This is a genomic window from Achromobacter sp. PD1, assembly GCF_048541815.1.
In the GTDB taxonomy this organism is placed as follows: domain Bacteria; phylum Pseudomonadota; class Gammaproteobacteria; order Burkholderiales; family Burkholderiaceae_B; genus Achromobacter; species Achromobacter bronchisepticus_A.
The window spans coordinates 6,838,731-6,860,830 of the sequence record NZ_CP183349.1; the positions used below are offsets into that span (position 1 = coordinate 6,838,731).

At 64.6% G+C, this 22,100-nt stretch carries 20 protein-coding genes; 13 read left to right on the forward strand and 7 right to left on the reverse strand.

Going from position 1 to position 22,100, the window contains the following annotated elements; all coding sequences use genetic code 11:
* Nucleotides 1-182 precede the first annotated feature (182 nt).
* The 3 genes from ACM1PE_RS32290 to mpl all read right to left on the reverse strand — a co-directional run bounded on the left by ACM1PE_RS32290 (nt 183) and on the right by mpl (nt 4,163).
* The gene (locus tag ACM1PE_RS32290; RefSeq protein ID WP_059379075.1) at nt 183-2,087 is read right to left on the reverse strand and encodes a ribonuclease catalytic domain-containing protein; all 1,905 of its coding nucleotides are present in this window, start codon (nt 2,085-2,087) and stop codon (nt 183-185) included.
* A 73-nt stretch (nt 2,088-2,160) separates the two neighbouring features.
* On the reverse strand, nt 2,161-2,763 hold the full coding sequence (locus ACM1PE_RS32295; protein WP_059379074.1) for a YqiA/YcfP family alpha/beta fold hydrolase: 603 nt from the start codon (nt 2,761-2,763) through the stop codon (nt 2,161-2,163).
* Between the two features lie 29 nt (nt 2,764-2,792).
* On the reverse strand, nt 2,793-4,163 hold the full coding sequence (mpl, locus tag ACM1PE_RS32300) for a UDP-N-acetylmuramate:L-alanyl-gamma-D-glutamyl-meso-diaminopimelate ligase (RefSeq protein ID WP_059379072.1): 1,371 nt from the start codon (nt 4,161-4,163) through the stop codon (nt 2,793-2,795).
* A 111-nt stretch (nt 4,164-4,274) separates the two neighbouring features.
* On the opposite strand from mpl, the gene ACM1PE_RS32305 reads away from it, so the two are divergent.
* From ACM1PE_RS32305 to ACM1PE_RS32365, 13 genes are all read left to right on the forward strand, one after another.
* Nucleotides 4,275-4,808, forward strand: coding sequence for a TlpA family protein disulfide reductase (locus ACM1PE_RS32305; RefSeq protein ID WP_118933904.1), 534 nt, complete (start codon nt 4,275-4,277; stop codon nt 4,806-4,808).
* 89 nt (nt 4,809-4,897) lie between these two features.
* Nucleotides 4,898-5,332 (forward strand): type II 3-dehydroquinate dehydratase, encoded by a 435-nt coding sequence (aroQ, locus tag ACM1PE_RS32310; RefSeq protein WP_013391376.1) that lies wholly within the window; start codon nt 4,898-4,900, stop codon nt 5,330-5,332.
* An 87-nt stretch (nt 5,333-5,419) separates the two neighbouring features.
* Nucleotides 5,420-5,878: an acetyl-CoA carboxylase biotin carboxyl carrier protein gene (accB, locus tag ACM1PE_RS32315; RefSeq protein ID WP_118933903.1), complete on the forward strand. Its 459-nt coding sequence runs from the start codon at nt 5,420-5,422 to the stop codon at nt 5,876-5,878.
* Nucleotides 5,879-5,887: 9 nt separating this feature from the next.
* Nucleotides 5,888-7,234 carry an acetyl-CoA carboxylase biotin carboxylase subunit gene (gene accC, locus ACM1PE_RS32320; protein ID WP_059379067.1) on the forward strand — a complete coding sequence of 449 codons (1,347 nt, stop codon included), beginning with the start codon at nt 5,888-5,890 and terminating at the stop codon, nt 7,232-7,234.
* A 103-nt stretch (nt 7,235-7,337) separates the two neighbouring features.
* Complete coding sequence (gene prmA / locus ACM1PE_RS32325; protein WP_059379066.1) at nt 7,338-8,267, forward strand: 50S ribosomal protein L11 methyltransferase; 930 nt, start codon at nt 7,338-7,340, stop codon at nt 8,265-8,267.
* A 24-nt stretch (nt 8,268-8,291) separates the two neighbouring features.
* Nucleotides 8,292-9,632, forward strand: a complete 1,341-nt coding sequence (locus ACM1PE_RS32330) for a DUF3426 domain-containing protein (RefSeq protein ID WP_419342160.1) — start codon at nt 8,292-8,294, stop codon at nt 9,630-9,632.
* Between the two features lie 12 nt (nt 9,633-9,644).
* Complete coding sequence (locus ACM1PE_RS32335) at nt 9,645-10,586, forward strand: carbohydrate kinase family protein (protein ID WP_419342161.1); 942 nt, start codon at nt 9,645-9,647, stop codon at nt 10,584-10,586.
* 207 nt (nt 10,587-10,793) lie between these two features.
* Complete coding sequence (locus ACM1PE_RS32340) at nt 10,794-11,297, forward strand: glycine zipper 2TM domain-containing protein (protein WP_059379058.1); 504 nt, start codon at nt 10,794-10,796, stop codon at nt 11,295-11,297.
* Nucleotides 11,298-11,715: 418 nt separating this feature from the next.
* Nucleotides 11,716-11,955 (forward strand): acyl carrier protein, encoded by a 240-nt coding sequence (locus tag ACM1PE_RS32345; protein ID WP_006226661.1) that lies wholly within the window; start codon nt 11,716-11,718, stop codon nt 11,953-11,955.
* The gene (locus ACM1PE_RS32350) at nt 11,933-13,120 is read left to right on the forward strand and encodes a D-alanyl-lipoteichoic acid biosynthesis protein DltD (RefSeq protein WP_059379057.1); all 1,188 of its coding nucleotides are present in this window, start codon (nt 11,933-11,935) and stop codon (nt 13,118-13,120) included. The genes ACM1PE_RS32345 and ACM1PE_RS32350 overlap by 23 nt, the downstream gene beginning before the upstream one ends.
* Nucleotides 13,117-13,326 (forward strand): hypothetical protein, encoded by a 210-nt coding sequence (locus tag ACM1PE_RS32355; RefSeq protein ID WP_059379055.1) that lies wholly within the window; start codon nt 13,117-13,119, stop codon nt 13,324-13,326. The genes ACM1PE_RS32350 and ACM1PE_RS32355 overlap by 4 nt, the downstream gene beginning before the upstream one ends.
* Nucleotides 13,327-13,333: 7 nt before the next feature.
* A complete protein-coding gene (locus ACM1PE_RS32360) occupies nt 13,334-14,461 on the forward strand; it encodes an MBOAT family O-acyltransferase (protein WP_059379054.1) in 1,128 nt (375 codons plus the stop codon).
* A 16-nt stretch (nt 14,462-14,477) separates the two neighbouring features.
* Nucleotides 14,478-15,923 carry a D-alanine--poly(phosphoribitol) ligase gene (locus ACM1PE_RS32365; protein ID WP_059379053.1) on the forward strand — a complete coding sequence of 482 codons (1,446 nt, stop codon included), beginning with the start codon at nt 14,478-14,480 and terminating at the stop codon, nt 15,921-15,923.
* 27 nt (nt 15,924-15,950) lie between these two features.
* Here ACM1PE_RS32365 and ACM1PE_RS32370 read toward each other — a convergent pair whose 3' ends face one another.
* The 4 genes from ACM1PE_RS32370 to ACM1PE_RS32385 all read right to left on the reverse strand — a co-directional run bounded on the left by ACM1PE_RS32370 (nt 15,951) and on the right by ACM1PE_RS32385 (nt 21,951).
* Entirely contained in the window at nt 15,951-16,511 is a 561-nt protein-coding gene (locus tag ACM1PE_RS32370) for a YggT family protein (RefSeq protein WP_054458342.1), read from the reverse strand.
* A gap of 181 nt (nt 16,512-16,692) precedes the next feature.
* The gene (locus ACM1PE_RS32375) at nt 16,693-17,376 is read right to left on the reverse strand and encodes a histone H1-like repetitive region-containing protein (protein ID WP_118934848.1); all 684 of its coding nucleotides are present in this window, start codon (nt 17,374-17,376) and stop codon (nt 16,693-16,695) included.
* A 424-nt stretch (nt 17,377-17,800) separates the two neighbouring features.
* Nucleotides 17,801-19,000, reverse strand: a complete 1,200-nt coding sequence (locus ACM1PE_RS32380) for a ribonucleotide-diphosphate reductase subunit beta (RefSeq protein ID WP_054458346.1) — start codon at nt 18,998-19,000, stop codon at nt 17,801-17,803.
* Nucleotides 19,001-19,020: 20 nt separating this feature from the next.
* Nucleotides 19,021-21,951 carry a ribonucleoside-diphosphate reductase subunit alpha gene (locus ACM1PE_RS32385; RefSeq protein ID WP_059379050.1) on the reverse strand — a complete coding sequence of 977 codons (2,931 nt, stop codon included), beginning with the start codon at nt 21,949-21,951 and terminating at the stop codon, nt 19,021-19,023.
* Nucleotides 21,952-22,100 lie beyond the last annotated feature (149 nt).

Genomic DNA, 22,100 nt, shown 5'->3' on the forward strand with positions numbered 1-22,100 from the left:
AAAATACGGACAGGCTCAGACCTGCCGTTTATGCCAGCCGAGCTGGAGGATCAATTTTTTTATCGCTTAAATAGCATCAACAGGCCTGATCTGAACAACGATCAGGCTTCCAACGCCTTAAACACAAAAAAACTGACCTCTCCCTGTTCGCTGCCCCCGGGCTGCCGCCAGAGCAGAAGGCTCTACTCCTGCCCGCCCACAGCCGGACTAATCTCCCCGATATACCGGCAATCCAGCTCCAGAGACAACTCATCCATCCCCAGAATATCGATCTCCACCGCAGTCCCCCGCTCCAGCTCCGGCATCCCGCCCACCCGAGTCACCAGCGGCGCATTCGCGAACCGCACCAGATCCTCGCGCAGCACGTGCGCCACGGTGCGGGTCACGTTGTGCTGTTTCAGCCAGCGCAGGCACCAGTAGCGTTCCATTGCGCTCTGGAACTCCGCCCAGGCCGCGTATTGCGCATCGAACGCGCCGATGATGGCGAACAGGTCCGCGTCGCGCGGCTTGAAAGGGGCGACCAGGCGGGCGGACACGCCGTGTTCGACCGCAGCGATCAACTGCCACTGGTTCACCAGGTCCACGTAGCGGCGTAGCGGCGAGGTGCTCCAGGCGTATTGCGGCACGCCGATGGCCTCGTGCGGCAGGGCCTGGGTGCTCATGCGCACGCGGCCCGCCTGTTGCGAACGGTAGATGCCCGGCACGCCGTGCTGGTGCAGCAGGCCGCCCCAGAGGTTGTTCGCCAGGATCATGTATTCCGCCACCATGCGGTCCAGCGGCGCGTTGCGCTGGCGCGGCACCAGGCGTACCGGCGTGTCGGGATCGTCGGGGTTGCCGTCCAGGTAGAAGCTGTACTCCACCCGCGAATTGTTTTCCGGCTTGCCGCGCACGTTTTCGCGTTGCGCCGACAGGGCCTGCGCCAGCTTCCACAGCGGGCGCAGCCAATGACCATAGGGCAGGTCGGCCGACGGATCGGACAGGCTGGCTTCCGTGACCTGGGCGTCCAGCATGTTGTGGCGCAGGTTTTCGCGCACCACGATACGTTCCAGGCGGGTTTCCGATTCGATGATTTCGCCGGTTTCCGGATCGGCCACGACGTACAGGGACAGCGCCGGCACTTCGCGGCCGGCATCCAGCGAGAACGCCTGGATGATGCTGTCCGGCTGCATCGGGATCTTGTCGCCCGGCATGTAGACGGTGGACAGGCGCGCGCGCGCCAGCTTGTCGAAATCGCTGTCGCGGGTCACGGTGATGCCCGGCGCCGCCACGTGCACGCCGACGCGCAGGCGGCCGTCGGGCAGGGTGGAGACGGACAGCGCGTCGTCGATTTCCGTGGTGGTGACGTCGTCCACCGAATAGATTTCGGCGTCGGACAACGGCAGCTCGCGGTCGATGGCAGGCAGTTCCAGGTCCGGGAACGCCAGCCCGCGCGGGAAGTTCACCGCCAGGAAGCGGCGCTTGTGCAGCGCCAGCGCGTGCGGCCAGGCGCCCAGCTCCAGCAGCAGGCGGTCGGGGCTCTTGCCCAGCTTGGCGCAGGCTGCATCCAGCGCCTTCCACTGCTGCGAATTCTTGTCGGGGCGGATCAGCAGCGATTCCGCGGCCTGGGCGATGGGCTCGGGCAGGCGTCCGGCAGCCATTTCATCCACCCATTCCTGCTGCTGCTCGGCCTGGCGCTGCTTTTTCTCCAGGGCGGCCAGCGCGGCGGCCAGGATGTCCGGCGGGGCGGGGCGGTAACGGCCCTTGCCGCGACGATGGAAGTACGCCGGCGCGCCGTGCAGGCGCATCAGCAGCGCTGCCTGTTCCACCGGCGTGGGCGCGTGGCCGAAGTAGTCGGCGGCCAGCGCGGGGGAATCGAATTCATCCTGCGGCGCGCATTCCCACAGGAATTGCAGGTCCAGGGTTTCGGCGGTCGCGGCCGCCTGGCTCATCAGCGCGGCCGGTTCGGGCGAGGCGAAGGTGAACAAGGTATTGGCGCGCTTGATCTTGCTGCGCTTGCCCGATTCCGATTCCACCTGCAGGCTGGCGTCGGTCTCGGACAGGATATTGCCGGCCTTGAAGCTGCCGTCGTCTTCGTAAAACACATACATGGTGGGGATCGTCCTGGGCGGCGCGCACGCGCCGCCTTGCGCTGCTATATAGAGTGGTGAAGTCTGATACTGATTATTGGGGGCGAACCTGCTTGTCGCCAAGGGCGAATTCAAGCACTTCGGGCATCCATTCCGCAAAATCGGACAAACCGTGGTCGCTGCCTTGCACGATGCGCTGGCGGCAGCCCGCGTAACGGTCGCGCATTTCGCGCCAATCCAGCACCTCGTCGCCGGTGGCCGCCACCAGGAAGTAGCGGTCGGGGTGGGTGATGCGGGGGACATGGATGGCGGCCAGTTCGTCCACGTATTCGGGCAGGAAGACGAACGGCGCGTCGGAATGATACATGCGGTGCTCGCCGATCTGGGTGGCGAGGTCGCGGGCGGCCTCGACCGCCGGATTCAGCAGCACCGCCTTGCAGCCCAGCTGTTCGGCCAGCCAGGTGGCGTAGAAACCGCCCAGCGAAGAGCCGATGACGGTCAGCGCGCGGGGAGAGTCCGCGCCTTCCAGCTGGCGCCGGGCGATCTCCATCGCCAAGGCGACGGCCTCGCGCGGGCTGGCGGGCAGTTGCGGGCAGGCCCAGGCCGCCGACAGGCCGCGTTCGGCCATGGCGTCGGCCATCATGCGGGCCTTGAGCGAGGTCGGCGAGGAACGGAAACCGTGCAGATAAAGAATCATTGCTCGCCTTTGCGGTGTCTTTGGCGGAATCAGCCGCGCGCCTGCAGGGCGTCCAGCAGCTTGCCGTGCACACCGCCGAAGCCGCCGTTGCTCATGACCAGCACCTGGTCGCCCGGACGCGCGGCGCCGGCCACGGCGGCGACCAGCGCACCGATGTCATCGTAGCTGGAAGCCCGGTCGCCCAGGGGCGCCAGCACTTCCGCCGGATTCCAGCCCAGGGCGTGCTTGCCCGCGTGCGCGCCGAAGCAGAACACCAGGTCGGCGTCGGCCAGGGCTGCGGGCAGGCGGGCGGCCATGGTGCCCAGCTTCATCGTGTTGGAGCGCGGCTCCAGCACTGCCAGGATACGGGCCGGCCCGACCTGGCGCCGCAGGCCTTCCAGGGTGGTGGCGATGGCGGTGGGGTGGTGCGCGAAATCGTCATAGACCTTGATGCCGTTGACCGTGCCGCGCAGCTCCATGCGGCGCTTCACGCCCGCGAAGCGGCTCAAGGCCTCGATGCCCTGGGCTGCCGGCACGCCCACGTGTTCGGCGGCGGCCAGCGCCGCCAGCGCGTTCATGCGGTTGTGTTCGCCCGTCAGGTTCCAGCGCACGGTGCCGGCTGTCACGCCGCCGCGCAGCACGCTGAACGCGCCTTCGGCATCCGGCGCCGTTGCCTGCCAGGCGCCATCGGCGCCGAACGTGACGGTTTCGGACCAGCATCCGCGCGCAATCACGCGGTCCAGCGCGGCGCAGCGCGCCGGGCGCACGATGCGGCCCGATCCGGGAATGGTGCGCACCAGGTGGTGGAACTGGGTCTCGATCGCCGCCAGATCGGGGAAGATGTCGGCGTGATCGTATTCAAGATTGTTCAGGATGGCCGTGCGCGGACGGTAATGCACGAATTTCGAGCGCTTGTCGAAGAAGGCCGTGTCGTACTCGTCCGCCTCGATCACGAAGGGACGACGCGACGGATCGAAGCGCGCCGACACGTGCAGGTCCTGCGCCACGCCGCCAATCAGGAAATTGGGCGCCATGCCCGCGGCTTCCAGCACCCAGGCCAGCATCGAGCTGGTGGTGGTCTTGCCGTGGGTGCCGGCCACCGCCAGCACGTGCTGGCCGGGCAGGATGTTGTCGCCCAGCCATTGCGGGCCGGACACGTAGCGCGCGCCGGAGTCCAGGATGGCCTCCATCAGCGGATTGCCGCGGCTGACTACGTTGCCGATCACGTAGAGATCGGGCTTGAGCGCCAGCTGTTCCGCGCCGAAGCCTTCGATCAGCTCGATGCCTTGTTCGGACAGTTGCGTGCTCATGGGCGGGTACACGCCCGCGTCGCAACCAGTGACCTTGTGGCCGGCAGCGCGCGCGATCAGCGCCAAGCCGCCCATGAACGTACCGCAGATGCCAAGAATATGCAGGTGCATTGAAAAACTCTCCTGTCCTGCATTGTATATATATAGAGTGGCGACCCGCCGCGGCCCGCATGGCGCGAAACCTGCGCGGCGCAAAACGGCGGCAGCGGTTATGATCGCGCCATGAATCGACGCCTACTTCTTTCCGCCGGCGTGGCCATAGCCGCCACGGTTGCGGGCGGCTATACCCTGATGGGCCGTAAGACCTCGACGCCCTCGGCTACTGCCGATGCCGGCGATCCCGTCGCCGCGCTGATGCAGATGCCGCTGCCTGACTTGAACGGGGCGTCCCATACGCTGGCAGGCTGGAAAGGCCAGCCCATCGTGGTCAATTTCTGGGCAACCTGGTGCGCGCCTTGCGTCCGAGAAATGCCCGAACTCGACGTCTTGCAGAAAAAATACCCGCATGTACGGTTTGTCGGCATTGGCGTCGATTCGGCTGCGAATATGCAAAAATTTGTCGAGAAAGTACAGGTTTCCTACCCCTTGTGGGTGATAGGCGCCGGCGCTATCGATACATTGCGCAAGTTGGGAAATCCCAGCGGCGGCCTGCCTTTTACTATTGTTTTCAACGCAGATGGCGGAATTAACCGGAAGATATTGGGTGAAATCCAGCCCGATGACTTGGATCGCACCCTGTCTGGTTTAAAGGCGTAAGTCTGTTGGACAAATAGTAGGAATTGGCGTAAAAAGCTGGTTTATCGGCTGTTTTGCCAACAATTGGCAAACCACTCATTGGCAAGCGCATGGCGCAAAACATACTGGTATTGCATGGCCCGAACCTGAACCTGCTCGGCACCCGAGAACCTCACATCTACGGCAGCCTCACGCTGCAACAGATCAACGAGGGTCTTGAGCTGCTCGCAGGCGAACTGGGCGCCACGCTGACAGCGTGGCAAGGCAATCACGAAGGCGCATTGGTTGACCGCATCCAGGCGGCCCGGCAAGACGGCACCGACTTCATCATCATCAACGCGGCGGCATATACGCACACCAGCGTCGCAATTCGCGATGCGCTGGCTGGGGTCGCGATCCCATTTATTGAAGTACATTTGTCCAATCTGTATAAGCGAGAGCCCTTCAGGCATCACTCGTATCTGTCCGACTTGGCGGTAGGCCTCATCAGCGGCCTGGGCGCGGACGGCTACGAGGCGGCTCTGCGTTACGCAGTGCGGCACTGATCTCGCACCAAACCACAGCATTTACATCTTATACGGCGCGGACCCGACGCAGGGACGTCGCCGACACTATCTCGGGAAGCAGCTTCTATGGACCTCCGAAAACTCAAAACCCTGATCGACCTGGTGGCTGAATCGGGCATCGCCGAGCTGGAAATCACCGAAGGCGAAGGCAAGGTGAGGATCGTCAAGTTCTCGCAGACCTTGCAACCGGTCGCCTACCACCACCCCGAAGCCGGCGTGCCGGTTGCGCCAGCGGCCCAGGCCGTCGCTCCGGCCGCGCCCGCCGCCGCCGAAGCTGCGCCGGTGATCCAGGGCCATGTCGTGAAGGCTCCGATGGTCGGCACGTTCTACCGCGCGCCGAACCCGGGCGCCGCGCCGTTCATCGACGTGGGCGCCACCGTCAAGGAAGGCGATCCGCTGTGCATCATTGAAGCCATGAAGCTGCTCAATGAAATCGAAGCCGACAAGTCCGGCGTCATCAAAGAAATCCTGGTCGAAAACGGCGAGCCCGTCGAGTACGGTCAACCCCTGTTCGTCATTGGCTGATAGCTGAAAATGTTCGAAAAAATCCTGATCGCCAATCGGGGCGAAATCGCCCTGCGCATTCAGCGCGCTTGCCGCGAGCTGGGCATCAAGACCGTGGTGGTGCACTCCGAGGCCGACCGCGAAGCCAAGTACGTGCGCCTGGCCGATGAATCGGTGTGCATCGGGCCCGCGCCGTCGCGTGAAAGCTACCTGAACATGCCGGCCATCATTTCGGCGGCCGAAGTCACGGATTCCGAGGCAATCCACCCGGGTTACGGGTTCTTGTCCGAAAATGCCGACTTCGCCGATCGCGTCGAAAAGAGTGGCTTCGTCTTCATCGGTCCGCGTCCCGACACCATCCGCCTGATGGGCGACAAGGTCAGCGCCAAGCGCGCCATGATCGAAGCCGGCGTGCCGGTGGTGCCGGGTTCAGAGGGCGCGTTGCCCGACGATCCGCAGGAAATCGTGCGCATTGCGCGCGAAGTCGGGTATCCGGTCATCATCAAGGCGGCAGGCGGCGGCGGTGGCCGCGGCATGCGCGTGGTGTACACCGAGGCCGCGCTGCTGAACGCCGTCACCATGACGCGTTCCGAGGCGGGCGCCGCGTTCAACAACCCCGAAGTCTATATGGAGAAGTTCCTGGAGAATCCGCGCCACGTGGAAATCCAGGTGCTCGCCGACGGCGGCCGCAACGCGGTCTGGCTGGGCGAGCGCGATTGCTCCATGCAGCGCCGCCACCAGAAGGTCATCGAAGAAGCGCCGGCGCCCGGCATCGCGCGCCGCCTGATCGAGCGCATCGGCGACCGCTGCGCCGACGCCTGCCGCAAGATGGGCTACCGCGGCGCGGGTACGTTCGAGTTCCTGTATGAAAACGGCGAGTTCTATTTCATCGAAATGAACACCCGCATCCAGGTCGAACACCCGGTCACCGAGCTGATCACCGGCATCGATCTGGTCCAGCAGCAGATCCTGATCGCCGCCGGCGAAAAGTTCACGCTGCGCCAGCGCGACATCGAATTCAAGGGCCACGCGATCGAATGCCGCATCAACGCGGAAGATCCGTTCCGCTTCGTGCCCAGCCCCGGCCGTATCACCAACTGGCATACGCCGGGCGGCCCGGGCGTGCGTATCGATTCGCATGCGTTCAACGGCTATTTCGTGCCGCCGAACTACGACTCGATGATCGCCAAGGTCATTACCTACGGCGACACGCGCGACCAGGCGCTGGCCCGCATGCGCACCGCGCTGTCGGAAATGGTGGTGGAAGGCATTTCCACCAACATCCCGCTGCATCGTGAAATGCTGCAGGACGCCCGCTTCATCGAAGGCGGCACCAGCATCCATTACCTGGAACACAAGTTGGCTCAGCGTCCCTGACCGCGATCCGGGGGCTTTCCGCTCCCGGGCCGCTCCTGTTTTGTTTTACGGTCAACGGGCCGCGGCGCAAGCCGCGGCCCGTTGACCAGATGGAAGAATCATCATGCGTGAACTCGTGCTCCATTGCCTGGAGGCGCAGGCCGAAGCCCTCTCGGACGCCTTGCTGGAAGCAGGCGTGCTGTCGGTATCCGTCGAAGATGCCGACCTGGGCACCGATGACGAACGCCCCTTGTTCGGCGAGCCGGGCACCGAGCCCGACGTGCAGGCCTGGGACCGCAATCGCGTCGTCGCCCTGCTGCCCGACGGAGCCGATCCCGCGCAGATCATGGAAGAAGCCGCCGCCGCGGGCGAACTCGATCCCGCCGTGTTCGAGGGCTGGAGCCTGCGCGACGTGCCCGACGCCGACTGGGTGCGCTTGACGCAGTCGCAGTTCGGCCCCATCCATATCGCCGAACGCCTGTGGATCGTGCCCAGCTGGCACCGCGACAACCCCGATGTGCCGGCCTTCGAGCCGGACGCCGCCACCCAGGAAGGCGCGATCCACATCGAGCTGGATCCGGGCCTGGCTTTCGGCACCGGCAGCCATCCCACGACGCATCTGTGCCTGGCCTGGCTGGAAGCCGAGTTGCCGGCCGGCGCCACGCTGCTGGACTACGGCTGCGGCTCGGGCATCCTGGCGATCGCAGCGCGCAAGCTGGGCGCGGGCCCGACCCAGGCGGTGGACATCGATGCCCAGGCGGTGCAGAGCACCATCTTCAATGCCGAGGTCAACCATGTCGAGCTGCAAGCCATGCTGCCCGATGGACTGGCGGAAGGCACTTTCGAAGTGGTGGTGGCCAACATCCTGTCCAATCCTCTGAAGGTGCTGGCGCCCATGCTGGCCGGACGCGTCGCCGCGGGCGGTCATCTGGTGCTGTCCGGTGTGCTGGAGCGGCAGGCCGAGGAAGTGGCCGCCGCCTACGCGCCCTGGATCGCCATGTCGGTCTGGCGCGCGCGCGATGGCTGGGTGTGCTTGCACGGCCAGAAGGCCTGAGCGCTGCCGCCGCTGGATCGCGCCATGGCCCTGACCACCCGTTGCCCGCAGTGTGGCACCACCTTCAAGGTGGTGCCTGACCAGCTACGGGTCCGCAATGGCCTGGTGCGCTGCGGCGCCTGCTCGACCGTGTTCGACGGGCGCGCCTGCCTGCTGCCGGCCGCCGGTGCGGCGCCGCAAGCCGTGCCGCCCGCCGCGCCGCCGATGCCGGTGACACCCGCCGCCAGCCAGGCCGCACCGGTCCTGGCGACGCCGGCAGCCCCCATTGCACCTCTGCCCCCCGCCACGCCGCCGGCTGCGAGTTCCGCGCCCGCGCCCGCGGTGGATTTTTCACAGATCCCGCCCTGGGACGACGAGCCGGAACCGCCGCGCGCGCCCGTGGCGGCGCCCTATAGTGCGCCCGCGGTGCCGCCTGCCGTGCTGCGCGGCCGCGACGATATCCGCCGACGCGCCGAACCGATACCAGGCGAGGAAGATGCGGGGCGTCATGAGTCGGACGACCTGGCCGACGACGACATCGACGCTGACGAGGATCCGCTGCGCTGGACTGCGCCCGCCGCTTCGAGGGCGGGGCATCATGCCGATACGGCCGCGCGCGGCCCGCTCGCTGAGCCGTCCTTCACCATAGGCCGCGCTCGCGCCGATGTGCGCGACGAAGCGCGCGACGACGAATACGACAACGAATACGCCGACGAGCATCGAGACGAGGACCCCGGCGATTACCGGGAAGACTACCGCGACGATCACGGCCCCGGCCGCGAAGACGCTGGCGAGCCCGTGCTGGGCGACACCCGCACGCGTTATTCCAGCGCCACCGACGTGGGCCGCGCGCCGCCCGAGTTCCTGGATCAGGACCGCGAGGAGCGGCAAGGCCTGTTGCGCAAGGTCTGGGGCTATGCCTGCCTGGTCGGCCTGATCGCGCTGGGCCTGCAGCTGGTGTACGCGTACCGCACCGATATCGCCAATTCCGTGCCCATTCTGCGGCCGGCGCTGGAGATGGCGTGCCAGCCGCTGGGCTGCTCCGTGGGATACGCGCGCCGCCTGGAACTCATTCACATCACCTCCTCGTCGCTGCAGCCGCCGACCGGCGCGGCAGCGATCGATGACGGCCGCACTCGCTTGGTGCTGACGGTGGTGATGCGCAACCGTCACGACAAGCCGCAGCACTGGCCCGCCCTGATGCTGGACCTGAACGACCTGTCGGATACGGTGGTGGTGCGCCGCGCGCTCAAGCCCGAGGATTATCTGACGCCCGAGCAGCTGCGCGGTCCTTTCGCGCCTCAGGGCGAATTGAAGATTTCCGTGCCGATCGAAGTGACTGGCGTCCAGGTCAATGGCTTTCAAATCAATAAATTCTTTCCTTAAGGGATGACTCGCATGGCTACCCCAGTTCTGGTTTGCGGTTCGATGGCGTTCGACACCACCGCGGTGTTCGAGGGGCGTTTCAAGGAACACATTCTCGCCGACCGCATCCAGTCGTTGAGCGTGTCGTTCCTGGTGCCCAGCATGCGCAAGGAATACGGCGGCTGCTCGGGCAACATCGCCTACAACATGAACCTGCTGGGCGGCAAGCCCGTGCCCGTCGCGACCGTGGGCGAAGACGCGGGCGAGTACATGGAGCGCATGGCGGGCCTGGGCATCGATGTCAGCCGCGTGAAGGTGATTCCGGAAACGTTCACCGCGCAGTGCTTCATCACCACCGATCTGGACGACAACCAGATCACCGCCTTCCATCCGGGCGCCATGTCGCACGCGGCGGAAAACGATCTGAGTGACGCCGATGCGGCCTGGGCCATCGTTGCTCCCGACGCCAAGGAAGGCATGTTCGCCCATGCCGAGCGCCTGCATAAGCGCGGCATTCCGTTCATCTTCGACCTGGGCCAGGCCATGCCACTGTTCGACGGGGCAGACCTGGAGCGCATGCTCAAGCTGGCGCAGGCGTTGACGGTGAACGATTACGAAGCCGGCGTGGTGGAGCAGCGCACGGGTCGCAGCATGGACGACATCGCCCGCAGCCTGCAGGCGGTGGTGGTGACGCGCGGCGCGGAAGGCGCCACGTTGCTGACCGAAGGCAAGACCATCCTGATCCCGCCGGTGCGCGCGGCCCAGGTGGTCGACCCGACCGGCTGTGGCGACGCGCAACGCGGCGGCCTGCTTTACGGCCTGACCAGCGGCTGGGGCTGGGAAGACAGCTGCCGTCTGGGCAACGTCATGGGCGCCATCAAGATCGCTTCGCGCGGACCGCAGAATCATGCACCCTCGCGCGCCGAGATCGACGCCGTGCTGCACGCGACTTACGGCATTCATCTGCCGCTCTGAGACCCTCGGGAACCCGGCAGTTGAGCTGAGGTCGAAGCGTTGGGAAGGGATGAAGACGCGCTGTTCCGGCGTCTTGACCAGCCGAGCTTTTCGCCGGGTTTTTCAGCTTCTGGCGGTGCGTTTCAGTGTGTTGCAGCATCGCTGGCCCCAATTCGGGGTCAGGGTATGATGAGTACATCGTCGGCAACGGCCGATCGAGGAGTCCAAATGAATCAAAGCAAAACTTTTTCCCTGGTGACGCCGCGCGCGGGGCGCTGGCTCGCGATCGCCGCCGTCGTGACCTCGATGGCGGTCCTGGGCGGCTGCGCCAACCGCAGCGCGTCCAGCGGCGTCTACAGCTATGACCAGGCGCAGCGCGAGCAGATCGTCCGTACCGGCACGGTCACTGGCGTGCGTCCCATCGTGATCCAGAACGACAAGTCCAGCGGCGTCGGCATGGTGGCCGGCGGCGCGCTGGGCGGCGTGGCGGGCAACGCCGTCGGCGGCGGCACCGGCCGCACCATCGCCACCGTGGGTGGCGTGATCCTGGGCGCGCTGGCAGGCAATGCCATCGAGAACCAGACCGGCAAGAATTCCGGCTACGAAATCACCGTGCGCCTGGACAACGGCGAAACCCGCGTGGTCGCGCAGGAAGCCGATGTGCCCATCAGCGTGGGCCAGCGCGTGCAGGTGATCAGCGGCGCCGGCCCGACCCGCGTCACGCCGATGTAATTATCTGTCCAGCGCCGCTTGCGGCGCGGCCAGTCGAGAAAGCCCCCGTCAGGGGGCTTTTTTGTTGCCGGCGACATTGGGCGAAAACGGGGGCAAGGTGGTAGAAGCCGCGCAAGCGTAAAAATCTGTCGCTCGGCCGCAACGCCGCGCCCAGGGACTTACCCGCGAACGTTACGTTTGCCAGCGTTTTCTCGCGATTTCCTCCAAAAGCGTCATGGAGATTTGACGAACGTAGTGCCATGATTGCGCCTGCGAACGACGTCGCATTGCGAAAATCATGTAACTGAGTGCATCGGAACGTCGTTTGTCGGGGGGCTGGATGTTCAGCCTGGTTTCAGCAGTTTCTTTGTAATCTCGTCGTCCTGAATCCCGGGGCGGGGGATTGTTGGCCGATCAGGCCTGTAACGCCGCACTATCTATGCATACCGAGCAAGAACTCCACACCAAGATCGGCGAGATCGTCGAGTCGATCGTCATGAAGAAAGTCACCCCCGATACGCAGTTGATTGCTACCGGCCTGGTCGATTCGCTCGCCGCCGTGGACATCACGCTGGCGGTCGAGTCGGAGTACGGCTGCAGCATCCCGGCTCCCGAGATCGCGGAGCACCTACAGTCGGTCCGCACGCTTGCCGGCTATGTCGCTGCCCATACTTCGTAATACCCGGCTGTTGTCTCACGTCGCGGCAGCCGCGACGGCGGTGGCTCTGGCGGTGGGTACGTATTGCGGCGCGGACGATCTGCTGAGCCGCATCGTGAATCCCATGTCGTCGCCTTCGGCCGCGGCCGCCGCCAAGAGCAACTACCTGCCCAACCTGGGACCGGACTGGGGCACCCAGCACGTCAACCTGAACCGCCTGGGCAACGCCCTGAGCGATGGCACGCTGGTCGTGCTCGGCTCGTCCGAACTGTCCAGCCACGACCTGCGCTTCGTGCCTTACCGCTTCTTCCCCGAAGAGCTGAAGGTGCCGACGCTGGCCTATGGCCACGCCATGTTCCAGTCCTACGGCATCGTCAGCGTGCTGGAGTCGGTGGCGGACTCGCTCACGCCCAACACGCGGCTGGTGATCATGCTGTCGCCGGCCTGGTTCGCTTCGGGCGGACAGTTGCCGCGCAGCGCATTCGCCGAGCATGTCACAGGCCCGGTCTGGGATCGCCTCTGGGACAAGCCCAATACGCGCGAGCAGATGCAGACCTGGATCAGCGACAACGCCAACTGGGGCCTGTTGTGGCTCATCGCCAACGGTCAGGTCGCTGAGCTGAAGGACAAGCTGGCGCTGTGGTGGCACGCGCGCAAGGAACCCGCGCCCGACCGTCCGCGTACCAAGCTGTCCGTGCCGGCGCACCGCTACGTGTCGTGGCCGTCGGCCGCCCGCCTTGACCAGGGCGAGTGGGGGCGTTTGACGCATCAGGCGCGCGCGGTCGAGCAGGATCTTGGCGGGCACAACCCCTACGACGTGCGCGACGACTACTACAAGCAGTACCTGGCGCCGCTGTACTCGCCCGCCCGCAACGAGTTTGCCGACGTTGACCCGATCACCCGCACGGAACTCGGCGATCTGTCGCGCGTGATGGCCTTGCTGCAGCAGCGCAAGGTCCACGCCTACTTCGTCATCCAGCCCTTCAATCCCAAGCTCATCCTGGACGTGGAGCGCTTCGACCCGGTGGTGGCCGCCATCACGGGCATGTGCGAGCGCTACCAGATGGGCTGCCTGGATCTCTACAGCATCCCCTTCGAACCGGGCATGCTGCGCGACGACATGCACCTGGCCGAACTCGGCTGGGCCATGGCCGATCAAGGTATTGCGGAGTACTTTTCCCGATGAGCAAGATTCTTCCCGCGGCCGCGCCAGAGGCCGGCCGCGCTGTTGAAGGGCAGGAAAGCCGCAAGGCGGCTGCCGCCTGGGGCCGCCGCTTTCTCTGGCACCTGTGCCTGTATATCGGCGTGATCCTGGTGTTCGTGCTGCAGGCGCAGCCCACCACGGGCAGCGGCGGGCCGATCAAGGTCGAATTCCAATACCAACAGTTCTGAGCCCGCCATGGAATTGTTCGCAAGCTTGAGCTTTTTCGGCGGCGCCCTGTGCGGTGGCCTGGGACTGTTGGCCTACCGTTCCTTCGGCATGCCGTTTCGTATCGGCTACCGCCACATCATCGGCGTGATCTGCCTGGGCGTGTGGATGGCGGTGTTCTGGGCGCGTCCGTATCAACCCATCGCCTTGCTGGCCATTTCCGGCAGCGCGCTGTGGGCGGTGCGGCGCAACTACATCCCCACCTGGCTGGCCGTGATCATCACCATGACGCCGCTGCTGCTGGTGAAGACGGGCGTCTCGCACCTGGGCGCCATGCTGGGACTGTCGTTTGCCACGTTCCGTGCCATCGACGTGCTGCTGTTCGCGCAGCGCAACGAGCGCGTGTCGCCGCTGGACTACTTCATCTACCTGTTTTTCCCGCTGACGCTGCTGGCCGGTCCCATGTACCGCTGGCGCAATTTCCAGGCGGACCTGAAGCGCGGCTATGAAGGCGTGAACCTGAACACCTGGCTCAGCGGCCTGGAGCTCATCATGCTGGGCGTGATCCAGAAGTTCGGCGTGGCCGAACTCATCTGGCGTTACGGCCTGGCGACGCTCGACGCGCATGATTACTCATTCACCGGCGTGGCGCTCAACGCCTCGCTCTACAGCGCCTATCTGTTCTTCGACTTCGCCGGCTATTCCACCATGGCGATCGGCATCGGCATGCTGTTCGGCTTCACTTTGCCGATCAACTTCCGCAATCCGCTGGCCACGCTCAATCCGCAGGACTTCTGGCGCCGCTGGCACATCAGCCTGTCGGAGTGGCTGCGCGACGTGGTGTTCATGCCCATCTACAAGGCCCTGAGCAAGACCAAGTTCTTCGGACGCCACCGCATGGCGGCGCAGAACATCGGCATCTTCGCGACCTTGCTGGCCATGGGCGTCTGGAACGGCCTGTCGCTGCACTACATCGTCAGCGGCCTGATGTTCGGCGCGTACTCGGTGGGCCACAACCTGCTGATCAACGCGGCGCGCACCCGTCCGGCCTTGCAGGCTGCGCTGGCGCAACCCGTTATGCGCTTTCTCGGGCGCGTGCTCACCCTGATTCTTGCTGCGCTGGCGCTATATGTGTTCAGCGGCCGCAGTCCCATCTGACGCCGGGAGTTTCGGCATGCGTTTCGATCTGAAGTCTTTCCAGTTCACGGATACCGAATATGCGCCTGACGCGCCTGCGGTCGTCGCCGCAGACCGCAGCCTGAGCTGGTCGCAATTGCGCGCCGAGGCCGGCGCCTGGGCCGACGAGGCGCGCAGGCATGGCGTGGCGCCGGACGTGCCGGTGGCCATTTATGGCCACAAGGAAGCTGCGTTCTTTGTCGCCATGGTGGGCGCCTTGCTGATCGGGGCGCCGTTTGTGCCGGTGGATACCATCTATCCGCAAGAGCGTTTGCGCCGCATCGTCGAGATCGTGCGCGCCGCCGCCGTGTTCGATGCGGCCAGCGGCCGCTTCACGGCGGGCGAGGGCGCCATGCTGGAAGAGCGCGGCCTGGCCTACGTGATGTTCACGTCCGGCAGCACGGGCGACCCGAAGGGCGTGCAGATCGGCCGCGAAAGCGTGGGCCTGCTGGGCGACTGGATGCTGGGCAGCTTCGGCCTGGGCGAGGCGCCCGTGTTCATGAACCAGGCGCCGTTCAGCTTTGACCTGTCCATGTACGAAGTTTTCGCCACCTTGGCCGCGGGCGGTTGCTGCGTGCTGAACGCACGCGAGCAGATTGCCGCGCCTGCCGCCTGGATGGCCCGTTTGGCCGAACACGGCGTGACGGTCTGGGTCTCCACGCCGTCGTTCGCGCACCAGCAGCTGGCCAATCGCGACTTCTCGCCGGCCTCTTTGCCCAAGCTGCGCACCTTCCTGTTCTGCGGCGAGCCGCTGCCTTCGGCGCTGGCCAAGAAGCTGCGCCAGCGTTTCCCGGATGCCGTCATCCTCAATACCTATGGCCCCACGGAAGCCACCGTGGCGACCACCTGGATCGAAGTCACCGACGCGGTCCTGGCCGCGCACGATCCGCTGCCCGTGGGACATGCCAAGCCGGATAGCGTGCTGATCGTGGACGAAGGCGAGATCTGCATCGTGGGCGACCACGTCATGCGCGGTTATCTGAATCGCCCGGACCTGAACGAAGCCAAGCTCTACACCTATGCCGATGGCCGCCGCGCCTTCCGCACGGGCGACCTGGGGCAGATGGAGGGCGACGGCCTGCTGTTCTGCCGCGGCCGCATGGACGACCAGATCAAGCTGAACGGCTATCGCATCGAGCTGGCGGAGATCGACGAAGCGTTGCATGGTCTGCCGGGCGTGGAGGGTGGCGCCTGCGCGGTGTTGCGCCGGCCTGACGGCACCGCGGTGCGCTTGATCGGATTCGTGGCGGGAGCGGAAGCGGAACAGGCGCCGCGCATTTTGGCGCCTGAGGCGCTGGCGGGCTGGAAAGAGCGGCTGGCACAGCGCCTGCCGCCTTACATGGTGCCGTCCGAACTGGTGGCCTGCCCGGCGCTGCCGATGTCGAACAATCACAAGATCGACCGCAAGAAACTGGTCGAGATCTACGCCGGCATTCCGGCGTAAAGCGCGGCGGGGCTTGGCCCCGCCGTTCTACAGGCCCACCATGCGCTGGCTGATGTTGGACAGCACCATCAACAGCACCTGCGCGACGATCAGCAGCACCAGCGGCGAAAAGTCGATCGCGGTGCGCGGCAGCAGGCGGCGGATGGGGTCCAGCATGGGCGCGGTCAGCGCCTGCAGCAGCGGCATCATGGGCGCCATCGGATTCACCCAAGACAGCACGGCCTGGATCAGCGTCAGCCACACCACCAGATTCAGCGCCCATTTGACGGCCATGATCAACGCCGAGCCCATGACCCTGGGCAGGTAATCCAGCGGAATCAGCGCGCCGATCACCACCAGCCAGATCAGCACCAGATAGACCAGCGCGGATAGCCACACGGCGACCAGGCTGGTCCAATCGATCTTGTTGCCGGCGGGAATGATCTTGCGCAAGGGCATCACCAGCCAGTTGGTGACCTGGTAGATGAAGCGCGACAACGGGTTGAACGGGTGCAGCCGTATCGCGTGCATCCAGGCGCGCGCAATCAGCGCCGCGCCGAACAGCGTGAACACGATTTCGAGAAGGAAGCGCAAGATTTCATCGAGCATGGACACGGTCACCCTGAAAAAGAGGAGTCAATTGTCGCATGCCCAGGCGAAAAATCGCCTGCGGGCCGCGCTGGCTCGCCGTTCTGGACGAGGCTGGCCGATGCCGGGCCGCGCGGACACGAAAAAGCCGCCCGGCCTAGGCCAGGCGGCTCTGCGAAGCTAGTGCTTCGAACCGTCCGGATTAAGGACGGCCACCCGTCGGGAACGGCCACGACGCGGCGGGGTTCAGCGCGGTCTTCGCGCCCGGAGCAGCAGCCGTGGACGGCGGCGTTGCGGGCTTCTTCGGAGCGGCTTTCTTCGCAGCGGGCTTCTTGGCGGCAGCAGGCTTCTTGGCAGCAGCAGGCTTGGCTGCGGCAGGAGCCTTCTTGGCAGCGGGGGCCTTCTTGGCAACAGCCTTCTTGGCGGCAGGCGCCTTCTTGGCTACGGCCTTCTTGGCAACCGCCTTCTTGGCAGCAGGAGCCTTCTTGGCGACGGCCTTCTTGGCTACCGCTTTCTTGGCGACGGCCTTCTTGGCGACGGCTTTCTTGGCAACCGCCTTCTTGGCTACGGCTTTCTTGGCAACCGCCTTCTTGGCGACAGCTTTCTTGGCCACGGCCTTCTTGGCGACAACCTTCTTGGCTACCGCTTTCTTGGCGACGGCCTTCTTGGCGACGGCCTTCTTGGCTACCGCTTTCTTGGCGGCGACCTTCTTGACTGCCGGCTTCTTGGCGGCAACCTTCTTCACTGCCGGCTTCTTGGCAGCGACTTTCTTGACGGCTACCTTCTTGACGGCAGCTTTCTTGGCCGGTGCGGCCTTCTTCGCTACTGCCTTCTTGGCGGCGGGCTTCTTCACCGCTTTCTTTACGGCTTTCTTGGCTGTTGCCATGGTCATGCTCCTTAGGTTCAGGGGTCCCAGAACTTAAACCCGTGCCCCGATCCGCCAACAAGGCGCATCGTGCCCGGGCTATTCATCGGCGCAAGCCGCTGTTCTGTGCGAGCAACAGCTACTACGGTTTGCGCTAATGAATTCGGCACAGCCATTTGATATGGCCCCCGCTCCTTTGGCGCGAGCCATTTCAAATGGCGCCGGCAGGCGACCTGATCACAGACCGCCGACCGCTTGTTCTACGTGTGTTCGAATGCCCCCACGCCGCGCCTTCGGCTTGCTGCCCCCCGAGGGGGCGCGTTTTGCCTTGGGGCGGCCCGGCGGCAAAACACCCTGACCAGGGAGAACATCATCAAGCCTGTCGCGAACGCGACGCTCCTTGCATCTGGAGCGTGCCCGCGCCGGGCCTGATGACGTACTGCTTTTACTCCCAGCTCAGCGTGCCACCGGTTTGGTATTCGATCACGCGAGTTTCAAAAAAGTTGCGTTCCTTTTTAAGATCGATCATTTCCGCCATCCACGGGAAGGGATTTTCTTCCTGCGGGTACAGCGGTTCGATACCGATTTGCTGGCAACGACGGTTGGCGATGAAGCGCAGGTAGGATTTGAACATAGGTGCGTTCAAGCCCAACACGCCGCGCGGCATCGTGTCTTCGGCGTAAGCGTATTCGAGTTCGACCGCTTTGCGGAAGAGTTCTCGAATTTCTTCGCGGAATTCCGGCGTCCACAGATGCGGATTTTCCAGTTTGACGGTGTTGATCAGGTCGATGCCGAAATTGCAGTGCATGGATTCATCGCGCAGGATGTACATGTACTGCTCGGCGGCGCCGGTCATCTTGTTCTGGCGGCCCAGCGCCAGGATCTGCGTGAAGCCAACGTAGAAGAACAGGCCTTCCATCAGGCAAGCGAAAACGATCAGCGACTTCAGCAGCGTCTGGTCGGCTTCGGGCGTGCCCGTCTTGAAGTTGGGGTCCGCGATCGCGTCGATGAACGGGATCAGGAACTCGTCCTTGGCGCGGATGGACGGCACTTCGTTGTAAGCGTTGAAGATCTCCGCTTCGTCCAGGTCCAGGCTTTCGACGATGTATTGATAGGCGTGCGTGTGGATCGCTTCTTCAAACGCCTGGCGCAGCAGGAACTGGCGGCACTCGGGCGCCGTGATGTGGCGGTAGGTGCCCAGCACGATGTTGTTCGCGGCCAGCGAGTCGGCGGTGACGAAGAAGCCCAGGTTGCGCTTGACGATGCGGCGCTCGTCCTCGGTGAGCCCGTTCGGGTTCTTCCAGAGGGCGATGTCGCGCGACATGTTGATCTCTTGCGGCATCCAGTGGTTGGCGCAAGTCGCCAGGTACTTCTCCCATGCCCACTTGTACTTGAAGGGCACGAGCTGATTGACGTCGGTCTGGCCGTTGATGATGCGCTTGTCGGCAACCTTCACGCGTTGCGAGGTGGCGGAGCCGCTGGCGGCCAAGCCAGCCGCGTGTTCAGGCGCGGCAGGCGTGGGCATGGCGGTGTCGCCGAAAACACCGGTCGCCGCCCGGACGGCGGGCGCAGCCTGCCCGCCCGCCGCGGGTGCGGGCGATTGTGCAGGTTGCGTGGCGATGGTGTCGTCTTCCCAATTAATCATGATTCATTCTCCGGAGGCGGTTATTGGCAGGCTTCGCACTCTTCGAAGCCGGGGTCGCCCGGCCGCATGGTGCAAACCGCCCCGAGAACTTCGGGTTCCGGCAAAACAGGTGCAGCAGCGACAGCAGGACCCGCGGACGGTGCGCCCGCCGAGACGGCGTTCAATTCGCCGCCGCGTCCCGTGGACTTCTCGGCGCTGGTGGCGCCAAGCGTACGCAGGTAGTAGGTCGTCTTCAGGCCGCGCTTCCAGGCTAGCTTGTAGGTGTCGTCCAGCTTCTTGCCCGACGCGCCCGACATGTAGATGTTCAGCGACTGTGCTTGATCGATCCACTTCTGGCGACGCGACGCGCATTCAACCAGCCAGCTCGGTTCGACTTCGAACGCGGTGGCGTAGAGGTCGCGGAGTTCGGAAGGTACGCGATCGATGCGGGACAGGCTGCCGTCGAAGTACTTGAGGTCGGCGACCATGACTTCGTCCCAGAGACCGAGTTTCTTCAGGTCACGCACGAGGTAATCGTTAACGACCGTGAACTCGCCGGAGAGATTCGATTTGACGTACAAGTTCTGGAAAGTGGGTTCGATGCACGCAGATACACCAATGATATTGGAAATAGTCGCGGTTGGGGCGATTGCGATGCAATTGGAGTTGCGCATGCCATGTTGTTTGATGCGCGCGCGCAACGTATCCCAATCGAGCGTGCTCGACTCATCAACTTCAACGTGACCACCGCGTTCATCGCGCAGCATCTTCAACGTGTCTTGCGGCAAGATGCCACGCGACCACAGCGAGCCTTCATACGATTGATAACGGCCGCGCTCTTCAGCGAGCAGGCTCGAGGCCCAGTACGCGTGATAGCAAACGGCTTCCATCGAACGGTCGGCGAATTCGACGGCGGACTGCGATGCGTAAGGCACGCGCATCATCTGCAGGCAGTCCTGGAAGCCCATGATGCCCATGCCCACCGGACGATGGCGCGCGTTGGAATTGCGGGCCTTGTCGACGGCGTAGTAGTTGATGTCGATCACGTTGTCGAGCATGCGCATGGCGATGCTGACCGTGCGCTTGATCTTGTCGTGGTCGAGTTCGAAACCGCCGCCGGCAGCCGGCTTCATGTGCGCGACCAGGTTCACGGAACCCAGGTTGCACACCGCGATTTCGGATTCGTTGGTGTTCAGCGTGATCTCGGTGCACAGGTTCGAGCTGTGCACGACGCCGACGTGCTGCTGCGGCGAACGGATGTTGCAAGGATCCTTGAACGTGATCCAGGGGTGGCCGGTTTCGAACAGCATCGACAGCATCTTGCGCCACAGGTTCAGCGCCGGCATCTTCTTGAAGAGCTTCAGTTCGCCGCTGGCCACGCGCGCTTCGTAGCCCACGTAGGCTTCTTCAAAGGCGCGGCCGTACTTGTCGTGCAGGTCGGGGCAGTCGGACGGCGAGAACAGCGTCCATTCGCCGCCTTCCATGACGCGCTTCATGAACAGGTCGGGAATCCAGTTCGCCGTGTTCATGTCGTGCGTGCGGCGGCGCTCGTCGCCGGTGTTCTTGCGCAGTTCCAGGAATTCTTCGATGTCCAGGTGCCACGATTCCAGGTACGTGCAGACAGCGCCCTTGCGCTTGCCGCCCTGGTTGACCGCGACGGCGGTGTCGTTGACGACCTTCAGGAACGGCACGACGCCCTGGCTTTCGCCGTTGGTGCCCTTGATGTGGCTGCGCAGCGCGCGCACCGGGGTCCAGTCGTTGCCCAGGCCGCCGGCGTACTTGGCCAGCAGCGCGTTTTCCTTGATGGCGTCGTAGATGCCTTCCAGGTCGTCGGAGACGGTGGTCAGGTAGCACGACGACAGTTGCGAGTGCAGCGTGCCCGAGTTGAACAGCGTCGGCGTCGAGCTCATGAAGTCGAACGAGGACAGGATCTCGTAGAACTCGATGGCGCGGGTTTCGCGGTCGGTTTCGCGCAGCGCCAGGCCCATGGCCACGCGCATGAAGAACACCTGCGGCAGTTCGATGCGCGTGCCGCGGATGTGCAGGAAGTAGCGGTCGTACAGGGTTTGCAGGCCGAGGTAGCCGAACTGCAGGTCGCGCTTGGCGTTCAGGGCGTGGCCCAGCTTGGTCAGGTCATAGCTGGCCAGCTCGGGCGACAGCAGGCCGCCTTCGATGCCGCGGGCGATGAAGGTGGGGAAGTACTCGGCGTAGCGGGCGGCCATGCCGTCCTGCGAGACTTCTTCGCCCAGCACTTCCTTGCGGATCGTGTGCAGCAGCAGACGGGCGGTGACCTGGCTGTAGGCCGGGTCCTTTTCGACCAGCGCGCGCGCGGACAGGATGGCGGACTTGAACACTTCGTCGACGGGGATGCCGTCGTACAGGTTCTTGACCGTTTCCTTCAGGATCGCTTCCGTGTCGATGAATTCGGCCAGGCCTTCGCCGGCGGCTTCGATGGTGGCGCGCAGTTCAGCCAGATCCAGCGGGCGGCGCACGCCGGCGTCGGTCACGTTCAGCACGTGTTCCTGCGGGGCGGCGGCCTTTTCCTGGTTGTCGGCGGCGGCAGCGGCGGCCGCGCGTTCCTGCGTGCGCTTTTCGCGGTACAGCACGTAGGCGCGGGCGACGTCGTGTTCGCCCGAGCGCATCAGGGCCAGTTCGACCTGGTCCTGGATGTCTTCAATATGGAAGGTGCCGCCGTTGGGGCGGTTGCGCACCAGCGCGTTGACGGCCTGGCCGGTCAGGTTCTCGACCAGCTCACGCACGCGCGCGGAGGCCGCGCCCTGGCCGCCGTTCACGGCCAGGAAGGCCTTGGTCATGGCGATGGCGATCTTGTTGGGTTCGAACCCGACCACCGAGCCATTGCGGCGAATGATGTTGTAGCTGGCCCATTGCCCGCCGTTGGCGTCAGCAGGGGAATCGGTTTGGGAGGGCGGCACGGCCGAGGGCCGGGTCACAGAGGCGATCGTAGTCTGCATGGAAGCTCCTGTGCGAAAAGCGCGTAGATAGCGACATGACGGCGTCATGTCAGGTACAAAATCGGATCTTTTGAGGGGGTCGTAACGCTAGGACGGCTTAGTCCAAAAGGCGTGGCCGACGGGAATCAGCTCTTAGGCGACCACAACAT